Origin of the sequence: Lacrimispora sphenoides JCM 1415 (assembly GCF_900105615.1) — a bacterium.
GTDB classification, from domain to species: Bacteria; Bacillota; Clostridia; order Lachnospirales; family Lachnospiraceae; genus Lacrimispora; species Lacrimispora sphenoides.
In genome coordinates, this window is the sequence record NZ_LT630003.1 from 462,959 (window position 1) to 482,292 (window position 19,334).

The following is a 19,334-nucleotide window of genomic DNA, read 5'->3' on the forward strand; positions in this document are numbered from 1 at the left end:
AGGCGTTCCGGTCAGCGTGAACTTGCTCTTTCAGATAGATAACAAAAGGAGGAATAAGCAATATGGGAAATGTAATAAAGCAGACCAACCGGACCATGCTGATGGAGGTCATTAATCCGGAAAAACTGGATTTATTAACTTTGGTTGGAGATGTCCGGGGGGTGGAAAGCCTTTCCGATGAAAAAATCAAGGAAATCAACGACTCCTTAATGGTTCGCAGTTTTGATGAGCTTTTGGAGAAATTTGCACCGACTGTTTATTGTTACTATAACGCCAACAACCAGAGAGTGGTTTATCAGTTGGATAAACCGGAGCAGGTGCCAGAGGAAATGCTGACGGAAATTCCATTAAACCGTCAAAATGAATTTATGGGAATGCTCATGTCCATGGTGGAAACCAAGCGTTCTGAGGGGACCATCAACGTGGATTTTAAGTTTGAAAAGCTTACGGACATGATTTCCCCGAAAAAGGTAATGGATGCAATCAAGCAGAACCGAAAGGAGCTGCAATATACTTATGGCGAATACGCCAGGCTGGATGAGGAGGATCCCCAGAAGAGAGATTTAGGGGATAAGCTGAATGTCATGTTTGAAGAGGCGAGCGCCAATTATAACAATATCATGGCCTTGCTTCCCCTGGCGATAGAGGACATTAAAACCAGGCTTCTTTTAGGAGACGGAGGAGATAAAAAAGACAGTACCCCCCTTGCCTTAGGCGTCCTGAGTATGGGGGAGCAGGGAGAACTGAGGGTCTTAGAGGCACCTAAGGTGGAAACGACAGCCTTGGTTACGATTGATGATCATGTGAATATGGGATTAATCGAAGCTTTAAAAGAGGACTATGAAGCTCTGAATGAGGAGAACAACGACTATGTAGGGGCTTTGGTAGCGAGAACCTTTTGCCCATTGTCCTCCACCATGGAGAGCAGTATTGACATAGCAACAGAGGTTGCCAATTATAATTCCTATCTGGAATTTTATAAGGAATCCAAGGATGCCTTCATTAAGACCGTAAAGCCGCTGATCGAAAGGCTGCTGGGCGCCTGGTGCTATTTTGAACAGTATCCGAAGGAGCTGAAAGGAATGCGCCCTTCCATGTTGGTGACAAATGTTTCCAATGAGATGCTTGCAAAGAGCAGCAATATCCCCAGGCTGATTACATACTTAACCACAGTGAATGCAAAGAATGATTTCACAAATACAGTATGGTATGCCATCGTACCGAACGTATCCTTAGACCAGAACAGCAAGATGAAGCTGACCAGAGAGCGGTTTAAGGGAAATTCTAAAACAGAAAAGAATGATACAAACAGTGTGGAATCCTTAATAAGGCTTCTTGATGTCTTTAAAGATTACAAAGTGCAGTGTTTCTTCAGTTATGAGACTGATGACACCACTACATTCAATGCCTTGGCAACCGAGGGGATCGGTAAGTATGAGGATCGCTGCGCTGCTCTTATGGGCAAGGAGTACAGTGAGTTTGCCATTCCCTGTCTGCCCAACTATACGATTATTCCGAAAGATAAATCAGGCGTCGTCTTAGACAGCCGGATGGTAGTCGGTGATAACCATACGGCAGAGCTTTCCAGGGAAAAAGAAGACATTATGAAGCTGTGGATTGACGGGGTTTACGTAGGCGCTGCCTATGTGGCGGCAGGTATAGCAGCAGCTTATCAATGCCCGGAATACTTAAAGTCAAAGTTTGGGCCAGGCGTTAAGCTGGATATGGAACTGCCAGGAGTGAGGTTTGACATTGAGGCCGATGATCATGGGCTTATTGCCTGCACTACCATGGCAAAAGAGATTACCGGATTCACCAATTCCATTAAAAATGATATCAACCGGAAGAACTTTGGATTTATATTCAGTTCGGAGAATGCTTCTTATAAAGGCAATGACATAACAAAGATCATGATTTACAAGGCCCGGAATCTGATGTCCGATGGTTCCATGTTTGAGCCGATTTATAAAACACAGGTGACTACCTATATTGAACGGGTGATGCGCCACGGAACCGGGGACTTTAAAGAGGATTCCATTGTCCAGTTCTTTTCCAATAATCCCAACAGCCAGAAAAGCCGGTGGCTTTCCAGAAGGGAATACTTAAACGGAATCCTTGGAGCAGGAGATGATATCAGCTGTAACATCAACGAGGAAACAGGTTTCTGCACCCTGGATATCACCTTTAATGGCAATGTAAAGAATTTGGAAGTAGAGATTAACCGATTATCGGCGAATAAGGCGTAATGGCCTTTGAAGCATAAATTTTTCAGAAGAAAAGGAGGAAATAAGATGGGATTTCGAATGAAAATCACCGGAGGACCAGAGGAAATCGTGTTTGATGAGCGGAGCATTACAAAAGTGGATTTTGACTCCATTTCCTCGGCGGACTCCAACGCAAGGGCCACAGATTTCGGCCTGACAGTGAAGGTATGGGGCAAGATGCTCTACAAGCTGGGAGGAGAAGGAAACGATCCCACTTTGGGGCTGGTAAAGTGGTCCCAGGTGCCGTCTGAGAAGGCAGACTGCTATAGGAATGCTGAAGTCACCGTAGTATCCGCCAGCCAGGTGGTGCGTCAGTTCACTCTTCCAAATGCATTCGTCATGGAATACACCGAGGAGGTGGATGACGAGAGTGGTGTTGGAACCTTCTTCATTCACATGAAACAGAAGAAGGATGAAAACGCGGCGACTAAAATTGAAGGCGGCTTTGGCGGCGAATAATAGAATCGAAAGGAGGTAACAGACATGTCATACATAGTAAAAATCGAGGGACAGGAAAGCTTTGAAATTGCAAAAGAAAGTGTTCGTAGTGTGAAGTTCACCACGGATATTCCGTTGGATTCCAATGCCAGGACCAAGGACGTGGGCAGCACTCTGACCATAACCGGAAGGATTTTAACCGCAGTGGATGGAGATCCGTTTGACAGCACCAGAAAGCTGGCCCTGTGGTCAGTGGTGCCTGCAGAAAAATCCGATTGCTACCGGAAGGTGACGGTGGAACATATAGCAGCCGGAATCATGGAAAGAAAATACTATTTCCCAAATGCCTTTGTGATTGATTATAAGGAGGATTTTGGGGATGTGGAAGGAACTGGAACGTTTACATTAACGATCAAACAGAAGAAAGATAAGTTAGGCATGATTACGGTGGAAGGTGGATATCCGGCCGCATAAGGGACAAGAAGGGTGCAGCCGGGAAAATCGGTTGCGCCCTTTTTCCAAAGGTCAATAGATGGCACGAGCAGGGAAGGATATGGACAGAATGAAGAATTTATACCATGTGTTGGGAATTACAAATACAGCCACAGAGGAAGAGATAAAAAAAGCATACCGGACGCTTTCTAAGAAATACCATCCGGATGTCAATCCGGGAGATAGTGAAAGAGAAGAGCGGTTTATGGAAATATCGGAAGCCTATGCCATTTTGCAGAACTCTCAGAAGAGACAGGAATATGACAAGATGCTGATGGCAGAGGAAAAAAATACAACAGTAAAAAAGGAAAAAAAGATTACGGACGACCCATCAGCAGAAAGTTCCATGCATTTTAATTTCAGCCGTATGGATGAGCAATTTGCACATTTTTTTGGTTTTCAGCCTAAAAACGGGAAAGTGGATGAGAAAGCGTTTAATAAAAGTGGGAAAACAAAGACAAATCCAATTGATATGACGGAGATGTTTGAAAGATATATGGGCATAAAGAAATAAATATGTCTGCTGGGTGAAAAAAACGGGAGGAAAGAAGATGAACCAAAAGCGCATGATAGATTTAGAGGCAGCAGCAGTCTGGTTAACATTATCTTGGGTGACATGGTCGTATCCAAATCAGTTCCAAGGCCAGAGAGCGGTGATGTGGGCCGCTGTCATCCTGACATGTGTATTTCTAGTTCTGGCGTTAAAGGACCGGAGGCGAAAAGGATCGGTAGGACGGATCCCCAGCGGTCTGCCGACAGATTCGGAATTGATAACAGAGCTTGTGCTGTTAAGTGAAGAGGATAAGTCTCGGATGGTCTGGGAACTGTATGGAAAAACCACTGCGGTAATCGGACGTGATGTAAAGGAAAATCATGTGGATGTGGATTTGAGCGGCAGCTCTTTTGCCAGTATGGTGGACATCGAGCATGCGGTGCTAAACTTTTCCTCTGGAAACTGGTATGTGGAGGATTTGGGCAGTGCCAATGGGATTAGCGTGAGAAAAGCTGGGGACGGCCGGCTTTACAGACTATCGGCCGATACTCCATGCCGACTGGATCGGGGGGACTGTTTGTATGTTGGGCTGAACCGGCTGTTGCTGCGATAAACCTAATATTAACAGCCGGAGGCCGGCAGGATACAGGAATAAATGTTGAAAAGAAGAGAAAAAGGAGCTGAAGATAATGAGCAATCTGATCCGGTGCCAGAACGGGCATCTATTTTCATCGAGGAGATATGGGACAGTATGTCCGTACTGTAATATTGAAACTGCTACCAAAGAAAAACAGGAAACAGGCGGTAAAAGCGGGGAGGAGCTGGAGGAACTCCTGTTTGTTCAGGAGATATCCCCGGTATGCGGTTGGATTGTCTGCATCTCCGGTCCCAGGCAGGGGAAGGACTATAAGATCAAGTCCGGAAAGAACTTTGTGGGCCGGGCGGATGATATGGATATACAGATATTGGGTGATAATAAGATTTCCCGCAGGAATCACGGGGTAATCGTGTTTGACCCGAAAAAGAAGGAAACCGTTCTTCTGCCGGGGGACAGTAATGGACTTGTGTACCATAATGATGCGGCTGTCTATACCCCAACCATATTAAATTCCTTTGATGTGATTGAAATGGGTGACAGCAAGTTTGTATTCGTTCCCTTCTGCGGAGAGAATTTCATGTGGAATGATAAAGGCAGGAATACGCCGGATAGAGGGCAGGAACAGTAAGGATGGGAGGAAACCATGACAATTCCTGGATACATAGCCATTGCTTTAGGGACAGCCGGCAGTGGCCTGACATTATACCGGTTTTGGTTGTCGGTAGCTTTAGGGAGAAAAGAACAATTGAAAAGCTGTGAAATGGCAGCAAGTATGACCATCGGAACTCGTGAGATTCAGGAGGATTCCTATGGGTTCGTGGAGTCGGAGGAAGGGCTGATTGCAGTCCTTGCTGACGGACAGGGTAAGCATTATGGAGGAAAGATCGCCAGCAGGACGGCCGTGGAGGTATTCCAGGACATATTCCGGGACAACAATGCATTCTACAATCCCCAGTATTATTTTCGAAAGGCATTCCAGGGAGCAAACAGGGAAATCCTGAAGCAGCTGGAGGAAAATCAGGGCTGCGCCTCTGTGGCAGCCGCATTAATCAGGGAACGGAAACTCTATTATGCTACGGCAGGCAATATAAAGATTGCTGTCTACCGGAATAAGGAACTGGTTCCGGTAACTGCAGGTCATACGATCAATGTGCTGGCCAGACAGAAATTCATGGAAGGTAAGCTGACCAGACTGGAAGCGGTTTCCCTTTTGGAGCATCATCGACTGTATAACTATGTGGGTCAGGACGGATTTCATGATGTTGAATTTTTTGATACCCCTATTGCGCTTAACAGTGGAGAATATGTCCTTCTTATGAGCGATGGACTATATGAAGGGGTGAAGTGGAAGGATATCGAGGAATGCCTTGAAGAGACAGGAACATCTCAGGAGAAAGCATTCCGGTTGGTAGAAATGATCAACACGAGCCAGGAAGAGGATAAGGATAATTCGTCCGTTGTAATAATCCGAGTCAGATGAAAGACCAAAGGGACAGGAAAAAGGTGCAGGAGGTTCATACAGGATGAGGAAGCAGAACAGTACGTTCAAGACGGCATTTATTTCGGAGGCGGGCTCTGAGCTGGAAAACAACGATTATTTTGCATTCGTAGAACTGGAACAATATGGATGTTATGTGATTGCGGATGGGTTAAATGAAATACCGGATGCCAAGAGTGCCAGGCTGGCTATTGAAACGGTGCTTCTGGCATTTCAGGAAAATCCTTCTATCAAAAAAAGGGCGGTCCTTTCTTATTTAAAAGTAGCGGACAAGGCACTTAGGGAGGCGGACAGCCGGAAACGGCTGAAGGCTTCTGTTGCCGTAATCGTGACGGATTATGCAAAGATCCGCTACGGCTATGCAGGAAATACCAGGCTTTTCCTATATCGGGATGGGAAGATGAAAGAACAGACGCAGGATATGTCTTTGGGAAACGATTTAAAGAAGGAGAAAAAACTTCCTGAGGATGTGCTTGCCAGACATGAGGAGCGGAATAACCTATATACTTATTTTGGTCAGGGAAAAGGGTTTACCCCATACGTGTCTAAAAAGATAAAGCTGGTAAACGGAGATATTCTTGCGCTGTATACACGTGGCATATGGGAAAATTTAGACGGCGGAGAGTTAAATGATGTATTTTCTGAGGCTAAAGGGGAACCCCAGGAGAGCCTGGACAGCATTGAAGATCTGCTTTTGTCCAGACAGCCCAAAGAACTGGGGAATTACACGTTTGCTGCTATTTTTGTAGGCAAAGTATTTCTGAACCCTAATCAAAAGAAACGTATTAATAAGATGATTACGGTGGGTACTGCTATTCTGACACTTGTACTGGTTGGGAGCCTGATCTTATTTATCTTTTATAGGCAAAGGCAGGCTCAGATTGCAAATATGGAACAGAAATATTTTAATACCATTGAATATATCCAGGACAATAATTATCTGCGTGCAAAGATCGAGTGCGAAGAGGCATTGAAGGTAGCGGAGAAGCTGAAAGATAAGAAGCGGATACGGGAAATTTACGATTACCAGAAGCTGATTGAGGCAGTGAACGCTGCGGACAGCGCTTATAGTAATAAGAAATATGAAGAGGCCCAGACAGGCTATACAACGGCAAAGGAACGGTCCCGGTACGCGGACCGGATTGCAGATGAATATATAAATAAGCAGCTTGACATGATCACTGATTATCGTTCCGTGTTTGACTATATCCAATTGGGGGACATCCTGGTGGCCCAGGGGGATTATGCAAGGGCAGAGGAAAAATACTTACAGGCTAAGAGCCTGGCTACGAGGAGCTATTTTGAGGAAGGTCGCAAGGATGCAATAAAGGCATTAGAGGACATGTATGCCAGCCGTGACAAGGCAGAAGAGGCAGACACCCAGGAAGCAAAGGCAAAAGCATCTGATGAGACAGGAGCGGCACAACTTGCCTCTCAAGGGGATAAGGCGTTCTCGGAGGGAGATTATGAAGGAGCAAAGGCTTATTATGCTATGGCCCTCGAGAAATATCAACAATTGGGAGATATGGTTCATGGGGATCTAGTCCAGACCAGGATTGCTTCCAGCGAACAGAAATCTACAGAAAGCAAAGAGAAGGAACAACAGGCAGAGGGGTATGTGAAAGCCGGCAGGGAACAAGAAATAACAGGCGATAAGCTGGAGGCAAAAAAACAGTATCTGCTTGCAAAAAACCTTTACAAGGAATTGAAGCTGGACGGCAAGGTAACGGAAATAGAGGGACTATTGGAGCTTCTGGATATAGCTGCCATGCAGGAGAATGTAAAAAAAGAAAGCAAGATGTCTGCTGAAAATAATGGTCAGAAGGAAAGCCTTCCGTCAGGAGAAGACTCTGATGTGATAAAAAAGGAAGGTGGAGAGATCGGACCAGGAGTAAGGGGCTTAGAGGCCCCCAAAAAACCGAAGGATCAGCAGTGATTGGAGGTGGCAGAGTGGATAAATGGGATGATAATAATCTATCAGATATATTAGAATATCCATTTGATTTTGAACGCTACATAGAGGAACGTTTACGGGAAATTGATGATCTGGATGAAAGACGGTTTGCCAAGACCGTCCTGTTAGATGGTTTGGGAAAACTGATACAATGTACGGAAAGTAAATACCGGGAGCTGGAGCGCCGGGTATATGAGGAGGTTGAGACCCGGGATAATCAGTATGAAACGGTCATGACGGTGGTTTGCCGGGATCATTATGATCCTACAAACGGAACTCTTTTTCCTGTAATTGACATGGACTTAGAGACAGAAAACCTGGCGGAGCAGCTATGTGCTGAAGGGAAAGTCTATCTTGGGACCATTTTTCTAAAGGCGGATGAAGAGGCGAACCGTCGGTTTCGGGCAGCAGGTCCGTTTGCCGGTACTCTTTTGTGGAAAGGAGAGGAACAAGATGCAGCTTTTCTTGCCTGCCCGGCGGGAAGGTATCGGGATAGGATGGAACAGATTTATCAGGTGTTTCAGGATAATCATATTTTGTGGGAAACCATTAACACAGGATTTCTGGACAAATTCTACGATGTGTATCTGGATACATGGGGATCTATCGGCAGTATAGATTTAAAACCCGGTGAGGTGTCCCTTAAAGAGGCCATCATAAAGCTGGGAGAATTCGCAGTTGCCGTCCGGCATGACATTATTCCTCTTTGGAACATGGAATGGATCAGTTTTGACAGTGCCGACTTTATGCTCCCTTGTATCAGCGGAACCTATTACGAGCATGAATTTTCTTTAAAGGATGCCGAGGAAAAGGATGGTTATCTGATCCAGACTAATGAGGAAATCCTGGAGATTCGCCATGAAAAAGAAAAAATCATCATCAAATCTCAGAAGGAAACCTTTGAAGGCTGGAAGGCATTGCACATCATCCAGAGGAAAACCGTCCGGTCTTTAGATTATAATGAGCCGCTTCTCACGAATCATAAACGTGATACATTCTTCCGCCGGTATTCGGAGAATCGTTCCGTGCAGCTCATGACAAAGACGGATCTCTTTCGGCGGATCATGGAGCTTGACATTAGGGAGTACATCGAGGTGGTTGGATATGAAATCTGTGACAATGGAAAAGAGTATCCGGCGGAGGAGGGAATGAACTGGTTTGTGAAGGATGAGTTGTTTCCCATGGAAAGCCGGAAGGTCTTGCTGTTAAAGTTTGAGGAAAAAAAGCCAGAATGCTTTTTGAATGACAGCATGGTGCGTTTTGTTATATCTCAAATACAGATGGAAATCAGTGAGTACCGATGCATAGGGGTGATGGCATGAACTATATTTGGGAGGCGGCTCTGGCAGCAGACAGAGCTGGGACTGAGAGAGAAGCAGTGAGGTTTATCTCTGTTAGAAATGGAAGCCCTTATGCCGAGGTGGTGTTAGAAAATATCAACAGCCTTGAGCTGGAACGACCGGAGGTAGAGGTTAATCCTCTTTACCGGTTTTCCAGGGAGTTTTCGGGAGTGTTTGACATCAATAATGAGGGATACCAAAAGACCAGGGAACTGTTTTTTGATGTGGCGATGCACTATATGGTGCAATTGGATCTGCGTCAGGGGCTTTCAAAACAAGAGTATGCCCTGCGTTTTCTATTGAAAGACTTACTAGAGGGGGTGTGTGGGAGTCAGGCAGCTAGTGTTATCAAGGGGTTTGAAAAAGAGAAAACCAGGCGGCTTCTACGTCTGATCTTAAAGCTGTACCAGTGTGGAAGCTCTATTTATCTTTTCAGAGAGGTTATGCGGTGCATGTATCCGGATTCTATGGTATATGCCAGCAATGAGGCGGTGCGTCAGGTGTTGATATATGTAGGAGCCAAAGAAACGGATGTTGAACGGGAGCGGTTGGAATTTCTTTGGGGTATGTTCCTGCCTGTTAATTTTGAGGTGTTCCTGTTTTGGGAGCACCATTTTGGGATTCTTGACGTGGAAGAGACTATGAGATTGGATGAGATAATATTATTTTAGGCAATAGAAATAATACAGTTTTTATTGGATGAGTGGCAGATATTAACGATGTAATACTTCATATTTTTACGTTTATATATATTCAATATTTTTGGAAAAGGCTAGAAATATAAGAAATGGCAGGGGGGAAGACACTTAGTGAAATATTTTATACTCAAACCAGATGAAAATTTTTTTGATGGACCAATATTAAGGAATCAGAGAAATACATTTAATCATAGATGGATATGCAAAGAACATTTTTATAAAATACCAAAGAGAAATATTATTTCTGTTACCACTACAAAAGATACAATATTTCCAGCCATCATCACTTCTCCATATTTGCTGGTATCGGAAGTGTTCCGATCTGTAATCGAAATGTATGGCGACATGGTTTTGGCAAAAGATGTTGTGTTAGTAGATTCTGAGAAAGGTTACATAAAGCAATATTTTATGGTTGTCTTGGAAGAGTTGGCTGGCGAGATTGAGACTGAAAAAAATGCAGGAGTTTTAAAAAAGACAATTATCCTTCGGAGTGAAGGGATACCTTTGAAAGAACGAAATATTTTTATGATGGAATTGGATAGATGCAGGGATATTGTTATTAGTTTGGATTTTGCAGAAAGTATATTAAGACGAAAGGTCCAGGGGATTTGTGTTGAGGAGATTGAACTGAGGGAAAAATAAAAGGGAGCTTAATGTCCGGGAATCCTATATATTTTGGCAGCTTGCCTGGATCTAATAAATCATCAGAAACAAAGGAGTAAATATGGGTGAGAGAAGAATAGCAATTAAACCATTTGAAATGATTTCTATATTAGATTATGTGGGAATACAGGAAGTGAATGAACACGGAATTGTAAAAGTTAAAGGGCTGATTCGGGCAGAGTATAAGGAAGAATATATCAGAATGGCTGCTGGAGAAACATGGGTACAGATACTGGCATATGATGACAATGGAAATGAAAGCATCCTGTTTTATGGTGTACTTACAGATTTCAGCATTCAGTCGGCAGGAAACGGCTGTGTTATGGAACTGATTCTTTTTACTGGTACAAGGCTGATGGATTATAAAAAACATTTCAGAAGTTTTCAGAAAGATAGTTATACATACAAACAAATAGTGGAGATATGTAATGAAAGTTATTCTCAGTCAGGAGTGATTATGACGGAAGGAAAAGACAGTTTCCTGCCTGGTTTTGTTCTGCAGTATGAAGAAACAGACTGGGAATTTCTGAAAAGAATTGCAAGTTTTCATAATACGGTAATTGTGCCAACATGCAAGGTAAAAGGAGAAAGATATTTTTTTGGACTTCCAGATAGAAAGGCAATGATCGAATTTGATACAGAAGACTACACTGTTCGACAGGAAGCAGAAGAGTATACTCGTAAAAGTGCAGGAGGGCTAAATATCGGAAAGGCAGACGCTGTCAGTTATATCGTAGAAAGCAGGGAGTTCTTTGAATTAGGGGATAAGGTAACTTTTCAAGGTATGAACTTATATGTGGCTAAGATTCAAACATCATGGTTGGGAAATGAGCTGTCACATAAATATTATTTAAGAACCCCAAAAGGGCTGAAAGTGATTAAGTCATATCTTGACGATATAATTGGACTGTCGTTGTTTGGAACTGTGACTGCGGTGAAAGATGAGCGGGTGAAAGTTTCAATCAGAGATGATGAAAATCGACAAAGTGGAAACCGGTGGTTTTCGTATTCAACAGTCTATTCCTCACCAGACGGCGCTGGCTGGTATTGTATGCCTGAGACAGGAGATACAGTGAGACTGTATTTTCCGTCAGAGGATGAAACAAATGCATATGTAATCAGTGCATTTCAAGAAAATCAGGGGGCTGGGATAAGAAGAAATCCAGATAACAAGATTTGGAGAAATAAAAAAGGGAAAGAAATCCGCATAACGCCAGATCAGATTCTTATTACCAATAATAAAGGAATGTCTGTGGAGCTTTCTGACCGGAAAGGGATCAAAATCGTAAGTGATTCCTCAGTTTCCATAAAAGCGGCCGATGACATCTGTATCAACAGTATGAATGCGGGAGTAGAATTGTCTGCTTCGAACAGCATTGTATTAAGACAGGGAGATACTGTGATGAGAATGGCAGATGGAATCTCCTTCAACGGTGCAAAAATTAATCTGCAATAGGATGGTGGAGTATGAATATAAGGATTAATCAGGAAATTTCATTGGAAACGGAAATTCCATTTCTATCAATTCAAGAGTTTTTCATGACATGGGAAATAAATAAACATTCAGAAGTAAATATATCAGGAATTATAAGAAGCAGTACAAACAGGCTGTTAAATCATGATTATTCACAGGGAGAAATAAAGCTTATAATGGCTGGAAATGAAATGGAGGAAGCTTCTAAAGTACTGTTTTGTGGATTAGTTGAAACGTTTGATTGGAAATACAGTCATGGTGTAACACATATGATGGTAAAGGCAATATCTGCATCTGTACAGTTGGATGAAAAGAAAACCAGCTGCACGTTTCAGAATTCAAACAAAACATATGCAGAAGTGGCCAGAGATATGAGTAATTTGGTAAATGGGAAGGTAATATCAACTACGGGAAATGAGAAAATAGAAAAGCCAGTTATTTGCTATAAAGAAACCATTTGGGAATTTGAAAAAAGAATGGCGAGCCTGCAAAGCAGTTATATTATTTCAGATGTAGTAACTGGTCGTCCGAACATTTGGTTTGGAATGCGCAGAGGAGAAGAAATTAATGAGAAAGATCCGGATTTAAAGGTAGAGATTAAAAAGAATTATGCGGATGGAGAAAAAGGAAGAGCGATTCGACGTTATTGCATGGAAAGCAGAATCAGTTATTCATTGGGAGACTGGCTTCTTATTTATGAAAAAAAATGCGTAATCTATAAGAAAATTGTAAGACTGGAACATGGGGAGACCCGGTTTGTCTATTGGCTTTCGGAAGAGAAAGATTTAAAGACAGAACCCTACTATAATAGTAGATTTACAGGCATGGGATTGATAGGAACAATTGAAAAGACGAATAAAGAAACATTCAGAATCCGATTTGATATGGATAACAAAAGAGGAGATTATTCTTATACATGGAGACCGGAATCAGGAAATTCTTTATATGCTATGCCAGAAGAAGGCAGCAAAGTAGAGGTGCAGTTTATGAATCATGATGAGAAGCAGGGAATTGGCGTCAGGTGTTTGCACAGCCTGAAAAATCAGGATGCGAACACCGAAAATAAGTTATTTGAAACATCTGAAGTAAAAATTGGCTTATTTAATGACAGCATCGAGCTGGCAACATCAGAGGAATCACTGAATATACTTGATGATTCCGTAATAGATATAGAAGGAGACAATCTGGCAATTAAATCTAGTGGAAAAGTAAAATTATATGCTAAGAATATCAGGTTATCTGCTTCTACTGAGGTCAAAGCACTTACAGGTTTGCAATAAGGAGATCAGATATGGTGGAATACGATGATGAGCAGATTATCGCAGTAAAAAAACAAATGAAAGCTCTGCAGACTGCTAACATAAAAGAACAGGGAATTTACATTGGCGAAGAATATTTTAAGTTTCAGTCAGTTCATATTTTTGATAATGTCAGTATTTACTTGCCGGAAAGTTTTATTGAAATGCCAGATAAAATAAGAAAAATGAAATATCCATCTGATAACCGGCCTGATGTAATTAAAACGAACTTAAATACAAATATCAATTTTGCATTCAATTGGCTGGAGAATTTAAATTGTATCAATCAGGGAGAGGAGTTGTCTGGACAGATAAAAGATGTACTTATTAAAACGAATCCTTCATTTGTTTTTTATGAAGACCGTAATGGAAAAACCTACAGTGGAAATATAATTAAAATGTTTGATTTTAAAAGCTATGGAATTGACGAACAAATGTACAATATGATGTGCACTATATCATTTCATGGCGGTATATTGCATGGTATCTTTAATTGCCTGGATAGGGATTCCGAGGATTGGAAGGAGGTTGCCTGGCAGGTATTTCAGACATCTATGGAATCTGAACAAAGCAGCGACAGTTAAATCAGTAAAATAGCCAATGGAAGGAGACCGTATGGTAGAAGAGAACAGGAAGATAAGCAGCTTGGATACGCAGGAAATAAGCTATCATCTTTCTGCAAACCTGGAAAAATATCTGGAAAGGTTTGAGAAAATCGAAAAGAGGGAAAGGACTTTTAACTTTTGTGCCGGATTTTTTACAAATTCCTGGATGGCCTATCAGTTTATGCTTCCAGAATGTCTAATTGCTTGGTCCATAGAATTTGGAGCACAGTTTTTCATAAGTATGTGGTTGCTATATGGTAATGTAAATGACAGGTATTTGTCTTTAAAAATAAGATTGGGATTTTATTTGTTTTGGATATTAAAATTTATTTTATTCGGATTTTTTGGTGACAGATGGCTGTTTAAAAGTATAAAAGTAAGAATTAAAAAAGCCCGTGAAGGTAAGGTTGGAGTGGTCTCCTATATGACAGCTTCCGAGAAGGCAGTTGTCTTTCGGGGCGTTTCAGTGGTAGCGTGTTGGATCATCATGCTGCTTTCGGAGCAATGGCAGTTATTTCTCATTGATCTGATTGTATATTGATGGAAAATATAAGGAAATGTCTTTTATTGATAATTGAGAGGGAATTTTATGGAAGAAAAAGAGATTCTTAAGCAGATGGCGGCAAGCCAAAACTTACAAAATACAGCTAGTGAATATGTAGTAAGGGGAGCAATGATAAAGTGTTCCAACGGAGAAAAAGCGGCAGTGCTCAATCTACCGGAAGATCATGGAGCTTACATACAAGGGCAGCCGCAAATTAATGTGCAGGATAGTAAAACGGCAAATATTCATGGATTTGGAACATGCAAAATGACCGATAAAAAATGTACTCCTGAGCTGTCAACTTGGCTAAATGGGAGCAATGAAAACCAAATGTTTGATAAAAATACTCTGAAATATGAAAGCGCTGTTCCTTTTCGTGATTCCTATTGCATTTGTATGAGACAGGGGGGAATTGTAGAACCGATCAATTCGGGTCAGGTTATTCGTAATCCGGTTCCGAAAAGGGTATATATTACGGATGACAGAACTGCTATTGTAGCCAATAATATTAGATTTCAAATTTATGACCCAACTAAAGGAGTGGCGATTGGCCCTGTAGAAACTTGGGAAACAATACTGGAATGTGAAAAAATGAAAACAGAATTTGATGTAGTAAAAGCAATACTTGGCTATTCTTTTAATATTGAAGATTTAAGCAGGGAAGAGTTAAGTATTGATGAATATGGTACGGAATGGACAAAACAAAATAAACCGAAACCTATTCAAGATAAAAAAGTGATAATACCTACTGTTCCCGGGGCAGGAAGTTCAATGCAACAAAAAGTCAATATTATGTATGGATTTCAAGCAGGGATGGATATTTTGAAGAATATTGCTAATGCAATTGAACGTACTTATGTCAACTTTTATTTTGAGAGATCTAGTCTAGGAAAACATAGAGTTACTATATTGGCTGGAACACAATCAGAATTCTGGAAATATTATAATTATGAATTTTTTGATAGAGATAGAAGTTTTGTATATGATGTTTGCAAACAAGTTAATAGTTTTATGAGTTATAAAGCTCTAAACGATTACTTTCAATTTGTAACGGAACAATACAGGCAGGCAATTAAAAATGGAAAATCAAGAGCAAAACTTCTTGTGCAGGAGGAAGAATTGCAGCTAAAAAAGAAAGAACATTATGACTTGATTATTAATTTGAACTTTGAAAGGAAAATACAGCGCTTTCAAGTCTACCTATTTTCAAGAGAGAAAAAAATGAGCCAAAAATTAGTCACATTACCACATGAATCTATAGCCATTGTTAAGAGGATAGGTTATAGCGGAAAAATAACCAAATTGATAGAATTAATTGATGCCACGGTTACTACAGAAGGAAATGATAAGTTTTGGGAATTGATGGAAAAAGCATTAGAAGATGCAAACGATAAGAAGACTAAAATTAATTTAGCGGATTTATCAGATTAATAATTAATAAATTTAAATGGAGGAGTGAATGAAGAAGAGAAGATTCATTTGTTTCACTATAATAGTTTTGTGTATCATAATCCTTTTTGCATATGTTAGAAACCGCCAAAGAAACGTAATACTTATGGATGATACATGGTATGCTTTGGACGGTAGTTGGATATTGCTATTGAGTCATGGAGAACCAGTTCAAAAGGATTATGTGGAAATAGCAAAACAATTAAAAGGCAATTACCTTGATGTGAATGAGGCAATAAATAAACTGTCTAAATTAGAGCAGACAGTAGATGTTCAAAATGCACTTGCAGTGGGTTATATACGCCTTTTCAAAGCAGAAGAAGCTGAAGCAATTTTAAGGAGTATTTTGGAAGAAAAAGATACTGATGAAGAAAGAAGTGTCTGCGTACTTTCTAATCTTGGAGTAGTCGAATCAATGAAAGGTAAATCAGAGGAATCCTATAAATACTTTTTCGAGGCCAGTCAGAAAAAGATTCAAGATCCCTTTCAGCAGCTTGTAGTTCAATCGAATTTGGTTATTAGGAATGCTTATGTTAAGAAAAGAAGAGGCGAGGGTATATTAAATGAAATAAGGGAAATTAAAAAATTGATAGCAAATGAAAGAAAAATACTAGGATCTAATCAGATGCTTGGAATTTATAATTATCAATCGTTAGGAATTGCGAGCGGTATGTATGATGGTAAGTTTAATAAAGGTATTGAATATATGAAAAAGGCTCTTGAAATAGCAAAAGTAACTTACCATTATCCAGATTTAGAGGCTTCTATTGAATACTGTTTAGCACTTATTTATGAGGAAGGTGAAAAAAATTATGTTGAGGCGTTAGAACATATCAATCAGGCTATTGTTATTATCAATGGCTGGCTTCCTAATAATCATGAAAGTGTTATATCATACTATTTAGAACGCGGAAATATATTAACAGATTTACGACGTACAGATGAAGCTATGAGTGATTATACATTTGTATTAGATAATAGCAGCTCTTCCTCACAGTATTCTGTTCTTGCATATTATTACATGGGATATGAGTATGAAGAACAGGGAGAAACAGAACTTGCTATAGATGCTTATATCAATGCATATTGCGTAAATCAAAAACTAGGGGAGAAAAAAGTAGAAGAGGACTCTTATGATAGGCTTCTTCATTTATACACAGAAGGTAACTATAAGGAGGAAGTAATTGATTTTGAGGAATGGCTTGAAGAAAAAAAAATAGAATATTTTCAAGATAGTGTCAAGTAAATTACGTGTTTCTTTATCGTTTGTTCAAAAGAGTGAAACAAAGTTAGCGTTTGACTTAATGGCTATTATGGTTAATGAGGAAATTTAAAATGCGGTGTTTTAAGTATTTAGTATTTGTATTTAATATCTTAATACTAATAACTGGTTGTAGCAGAAATCAAACGGGCCTGATAGATGATACAGAGTTTATTGTAGACGATTCTGCAATTTTAATGCTTTGTAAAATAACAGGTCAAGAGGCGAATAAAAAATTAATGGTACAACTGAAAGGTAATGGGGATTCTTTAATTGAGGTAATCAAAGTTTTAGAAGATATGAAACAGGATGCAAGCATAAAGAATGCTTTAGGTGTCAGTTATCTGCGATTGAGGAGGTTTCAGGAAGCAAATAGTAAATTTCAGGAAGCACTTCGCATTGCTGTTTCAGATGAAGAGAAAATGTGCATTTTGTCAAATATGGCTGAAGTCATGTTATATCAAGAAAATAGGGATACTGCTAAATATTATGTAGAAGAAGCTCTAAAACTGGAGGTAGACGATCAGGTAAAAAAGCTGGTTTTACAATCGAATCTTACAGCTATTGAATTGCCTTTTAAAACAGATTTTATCCAAGAAATAGGAAATATAAAAGAACTTATTAAGAAAGAAAGGAAAATACTGGGTTCAAATCAGTTTATTGGTATTTTCAATTATAAGACATTATCTTGGGCCTGTTATTATGCCGGTAATATGAAGAAATGTGAGTATTATATATATAAGGCGTGTAAATTGAATGATAAACTGTATCAGTATATTCCTGTTGAAGCTAATTTATACAAAACTTTGTCATTTATGTATGAACCAGATTATAATTTGAATAAAGCCTATGATTATGTAAATAAAGCTATAGATCTTTTGGAAATATGGCAAGTGCAAGATCATTATGATTTATTAAATTTATATGAATTAAGAGGTAATATATATTTGAATTTAGGGTGGGCCAAACTAGACTTGGCAATCAATGATTATGAGCATGTTTTAGAACAGTGCTTGCCTTACCATGACTTAGTTGCAGTATCTTATTATAACTTGGGAAACGCATATGGGTATTTAGGAGATACAGATATGATCATTGAATCATATGCGAGAGCTTATTACATTTGGAATTTGGAAGGCTATGAGAATTCTAATCAGAAAATAGAAGAAGCGTTAAGAAGAATATATGAGAAACAGGACGACAAAGATGATGATTATGAAAGCTGGTTTCAGACTCAAATTATACAGGGAAAAGAAGATTTAAACAAGCTATGGAAGGAATGATATGTCAGCCTATTTGACTTAATGGGGAGGAAATATATATGTAATATTAATGCTTTCGAAACATCATAATATTTGGAATTTAGGAGGCAATGAGGATTCCAATCAGGAGATAGAAGAAGCGATAAGAAAAATATAAACAAAACAGGTAAACAATTCTGATGATTACGAGGGTTGGTTCCAGAAGCAAATAATCCAGGCAAAAGATGACTTAAGAAAACAGTGGGGAGAATAATGGATACGTTTATAAAGAAGAGAAAAAATTATTATATATTAATGATATTAACTGGTATGTTTTTATATCTAGAAGGGAAAATGATATTTATTGAACACTTGATAATAGGTATAATTAATATTTTATACCCATTGATGGATTTAAGATTTGAGGTATTCAGTACTTTTATTGAGTTGGTAATTATATATGGGGAAATAGTGATATTATTATTAATTTTATCCCGATGGTGCTCAAATAAATATGATGCATGGAGCGGATTCAGAAAATCTTTATATTTTTATATTGGCGCTTCAATAATTCTAGAGAAAATTGTTTTATATTTATTTTATTATGTTATTTCAAGTTTGCTAAATACAATATTAGGAATTGTAATATTAACCACAATGCTGAAGATATTGATTATTTTTTCTATAATGCTGATAATATGTAAAATTTCGATTAAAGATAAAAAGCAGGCATTTTTCAAGGAAAAGAAAATTCAAAAAAGTTTTATCATAGTAGTTTTAATTACAGTTTGTATTTCGATTTTTGTTATATTGGGACAATGGATTGGCTACACTTTTAGCTCGGCAAATTTTAATGATTTATTTAATCTAATGACAGGTGCTACACCTGAATATCTGATAATTGACAAATGGATTCTCCCCTATTTATGCAGAATATGTGCAGTACTTTTTCTAGTGGACAGGAATTAATTAAAAAGTCACCAGGAGATTGAAATAGAAGAGTATCAGCAGAAATTATTTGATA

The 19,334-nt window shown here is 39.6% G+C and carries 19 protein-coding genes; all 19 read left to right on the forward strand.

Features of this window, described 5'->3' with window-relative positions; translation table 11 throughout:
- Positions 1–62 precede the first annotated feature (62 nt).
- The 19 genes from BMX69_RS01995 to BMX69_RS02085 all read left to right on the forward strand — a co-directional run bounded on the left by BMX69_RS01995 (position 63) and on the right by BMX69_RS02085 (position 19,279).
- Positions 63–2,246 (forward strand): transcriptional regulator, encoded by a 2,184-nt coding sequence (locus BMX69_RS01995; protein ID WP_100041408.1) that lies wholly within the window; start codon positions 63–65, stop codon positions 2,244–2,246.
- A 45-nt stretch (positions 2,247–2,291) separates the two neighbouring features.
- The gene (locus BMX69_RS02000) at positions 2,292–2,723 is read left to right on the forward strand and encodes a hypothetical protein (protein ID WP_054789695.1); all 432 of its coding nucleotides are present in this window, start codon (positions 2,292–2,294) and stop codon (positions 2,721–2,723) included.
- A 24-nt stretch (positions 2,724–2,747) separates the two neighbouring features.
- Positions 2,748–3,176 carry a hypothetical protein gene (locus tag BMX69_RS02005; protein WP_054789696.1) on the forward strand — a complete coding sequence of 143 codons (429 nt, stop codon included), beginning with the start codon at positions 2,748–2,750 and terminating at the stop codon, positions 3,174–3,176.
- A 79-nt stretch (positions 3,177–3,255) separates the two neighbouring features.
- Positions 3,256–3,708, forward strand: a complete 453-nt coding sequence (locus tag BMX69_RS02010; protein ID WP_157724381.1) for a J domain-containing protein — start codon at positions 3,256–3,258, stop codon at positions 3,706–3,708.
- A gap of 37 nt (positions 3,709–3,745) precedes the next feature.
- Complete coding sequence (locus tag BMX69_RS02015) at positions 3,746–4,300, forward strand: FHA domain-containing protein (RefSeq protein WP_054789698.1); 555 nt, start codon at positions 3,746–3,748, stop codon at positions 4,298–4,300.
- Positions 4,301–4,376: 76 nt separating this feature from the next.
- A complete protein-coding gene (locus tag BMX69_RS02020) occupies positions 4,377–4,913 on the forward strand; it encodes an FHA domain-containing protein (protein WP_100041410.1) in 537 nt (178 codons plus the stop codon).
- 15 nt (positions 4,914–4,928) lie between these two features.
- Positions 4,929–5,765: a PP2C family protein-serine/threonine phosphatase gene (locus BMX69_RS02025; RefSeq protein ID WP_100041411.1), complete on the forward strand. Its 837-nt coding sequence runs from the start codon at positions 4,929–4,931 to the stop codon at positions 5,763–5,765.
- A gap of 43 nt (positions 5,766–5,808) precedes the next feature.
- Positions 5,809–7,719 carry a PP2C family serine/threonine-protein phosphatase gene (locus BMX69_RS02030; RefSeq protein WP_100041412.1) on the forward strand — a complete coding sequence of 637 codons (1,911 nt, stop codon included), beginning with the start codon at positions 5,809–5,811 and terminating at the stop codon, positions 7,717–7,719.
- A gap of 14 nt (positions 7,720–7,733) precedes the next feature.
- Positions 7,734–9,059 (forward strand): hypothetical protein, encoded by a 1,326-nt coding sequence (locus tag BMX69_RS02035; protein WP_100041413.1) that lies wholly within the window; start codon positions 7,734–7,736, stop codon positions 9,057–9,059.
- Complete coding sequence (locus BMX69_RS02040; protein WP_054789705.1) at positions 9,056–9,748, forward strand: hypothetical protein; 693 nt, start codon at positions 9,056–9,058, stop codon at positions 9,746–9,748. Before BMX69_RS02035 ends, BMX69_RS02040 begins: the two co-directional genes overlap by 4 nt.
- A 138-nt stretch (positions 9,749–9,886) precedes the next feature.
- Positions 9,887–10,417, forward strand: coding sequence for a hypothetical protein (locus tag BMX69_RS02045; protein WP_100041414.1), 531 nt, complete (start codon positions 9,887–9,889; stop codon positions 10,415–10,417).
- 82 nt (positions 10,418–10,499) lie between these two features.
- Positions 10,500–11,894 (forward strand): phage baseplate assembly protein V, encoded by a 1,395-nt coding sequence (locus BMX69_RS02050; protein WP_100041415.1) that lies wholly within the window; start codon positions 10,500–10,502, stop codon positions 11,892–11,894.
- A gap of 11 nt (positions 11,895–11,905) precedes the next feature.
- Positions 11,906–13,192 carry a hypothetical protein gene (locus BMX69_RS02055; RefSeq protein WP_100041416.1) on the forward strand — a complete coding sequence of 429 codons (1,287 nt, stop codon included), beginning with the start codon at positions 11,906–11,908 and terminating at the stop codon, positions 13,190–13,192.
- A gap of 11 nt (positions 13,193–13,203) precedes the next feature.
- Positions 13,204–13,794, forward strand: coding sequence for a hypothetical protein (locus BMX69_RS02060; RefSeq protein WP_100041417.1), 591 nt, complete (start codon positions 13,204–13,206; stop codon positions 13,792–13,794).
- A gap of 31 nt (positions 13,795–13,825) precedes the next feature.
- Positions 13,826–14,356, forward strand: a complete 531-nt coding sequence (locus tag BMX69_RS02065; protein ID WP_100041418.1) for a hypothetical protein — start codon at positions 13,826–13,828, stop codon at positions 14,354–14,356.
- A 48-nt stretch (positions 14,357–14,404) separates the two neighbouring features.
- On the forward strand, positions 14,405–15,790 hold the full coding sequence (locus tag BMX69_RS02070; protein WP_100041419.1) for a DUF4280 domain-containing protein: 1,386 nt from the start codon (positions 14,405–14,407) through the stop codon (positions 15,788–15,790).
- A 28-nt stretch (positions 15,791–15,818) separates the two neighbouring features.
- Positions 15,819–17,054: a hypothetical protein gene (locus tag BMX69_RS02075; protein WP_100041420.1), complete on the forward strand. Its 1,236-nt coding sequence runs from the start codon at positions 15,819–15,821 to the stop codon at positions 17,052–17,054.
- An 89-nt stretch (positions 17,055–17,143) separates the two neighbouring features.
- On the forward strand, positions 17,144–18,352 hold the full coding sequence (locus tag BMX69_RS02080) for a tetratricopeptide repeat protein (protein ID WP_100041421.1): 1,209 nt from the start codon (positions 17,144–17,146) through the stop codon (positions 18,350–18,352).
- A 231-nt stretch (positions 18,353–18,583) separates the two neighbouring features.
- Positions 18,584–19,279, forward strand: coding sequence for a hypothetical protein (locus BMX69_RS02085; protein ID WP_100041422.1), 696 nt, complete (start codon positions 18,584–18,586; stop codon positions 19,277–19,279).
- The last annotated feature ends 55 nt before the right edge of the window (positions 19,280–19,334 follow it).

What these genes read in the sequence shown, in the direction of transcription:
- BMX69_RS02010 (WP_157724381.1), top strand. Translation starts at nt 3,256, where the DNA reads ATGGACAGAATGAAGAATTTATACCATGTGTTGGGAATTACAAATACA.
- BMX69_RS02020 (WP_100041410.1), top strand. Translation starts at nt 4,377, where the DNA reads ATGAGCAATCTGATCCGGTGCCAGAACGGGCATCTATTTTCATCGAGG.
- BMX69_RS02025 (WP_100041411.1), top strand. Translation starts at nt 4,929, where the DNA reads ATGACAATTCCTGGATACATAGCCATTGCTTTAGGGACAGCCGGCAGT.
- BMX69_RS02060 (WP_100041417.1), top strand. Translation starts at nt 13,204, where the DNA reads ATGGTGGAATACGATGATGAGCAGATTATCGCAGTAAAAAAACAAATG.
- BMX69_RS02030 (WP_100041412.1), top strand. Translation starts at nt 5,809, where the DNA reads ATGAGGAAGCAGAACAGTACGTTCAAGACGGCATTTATTTCGGAGGCG.
- BMX69_RS01995 (WP_100041408.1), top strand. Translation starts at nt 63, where the DNA reads ATGGGAAATGTAATAAAGCAGACCAACCGGACCATGCTGATGGAGGTC.
- BMX69_RS02075 (WP_100041420.1), top strand. Translation starts at nt 15,819, where the DNA reads ATGAAGAAGAGAAGATTCATTTGTTTCACTATAATAGTTTTGTGTATC.
- BMX69_RS02015 (WP_054789698.1), top strand. Translation starts at nt 3,746, where the DNA reads ATGAACCAAAAGCGCATGATAGATTTAGAGGCAGCAGCAGTCTGGTTA.
- BMX69_RS02000 (WP_054789695.1), top strand. Translation starts at nt 2,292, where the DNA reads ATGGGATTTCGAATGAAAATCACCGGAGGACCAGAGGAAATCGTGTTT.
- BMX69_RS02050 (WP_100041415.1), top strand. Translation starts at nt 10,500, where the DNA reads ATGGGTGAGAGAAGAATAGCAATTAAACCATTTGAAATGATTTCTATA.
- BMX69_RS02080 (WP_100041421.1), top strand. Translation starts at nt 17,144, where the DNA reads ATGCGGTGTTTTAAGTATTTAGTATTTGTATTTAATATCTTAATACTA.
- BMX69_RS02040 (WP_054789705.1), top strand. Translation starts at nt 9,056, where the DNA reads ATGAACTATATTTGGGAGGCGGCTCTGGCAGCAGACAGAGCTGGGACT.
- BMX69_RS02005 (WP_054789696.1), top strand. Translation starts at nt 2,748, where the DNA reads ATGTCATACATAGTAAAAATCGAGGGACAGGAAAGCTTTGAAATTGCA.
- BMX69_RS02070 (WP_100041419.1), top strand. Translation starts at nt 14,405, where the DNA reads ATGGAAGAAAAAGAGATTCTTAAGCAGATGGCGGCAAGCCAAAACTTA.
- BMX69_RS02055 (WP_100041416.1), top strand. Translation starts at nt 11,906, where the DNA reads ATGAATATAAGGATTAATCAGGAAATTTCATTGGAAACGGAAATTCCA.
- BMX69_RS02065 (WP_100041418.1), top strand. Translation starts at nt 13,826, where the DNA reads ATGGTAGAAGAGAACAGGAAGATAAGCAGCTTGGATACGCAGGAAATA.
- BMX69_RS02085 (WP_100041422.1), top strand. Translation starts at nt 18,584, where the DNA reads ATGGATACGTTTATAAAGAAGAGAAAAAATTATTATATATTAATGATA.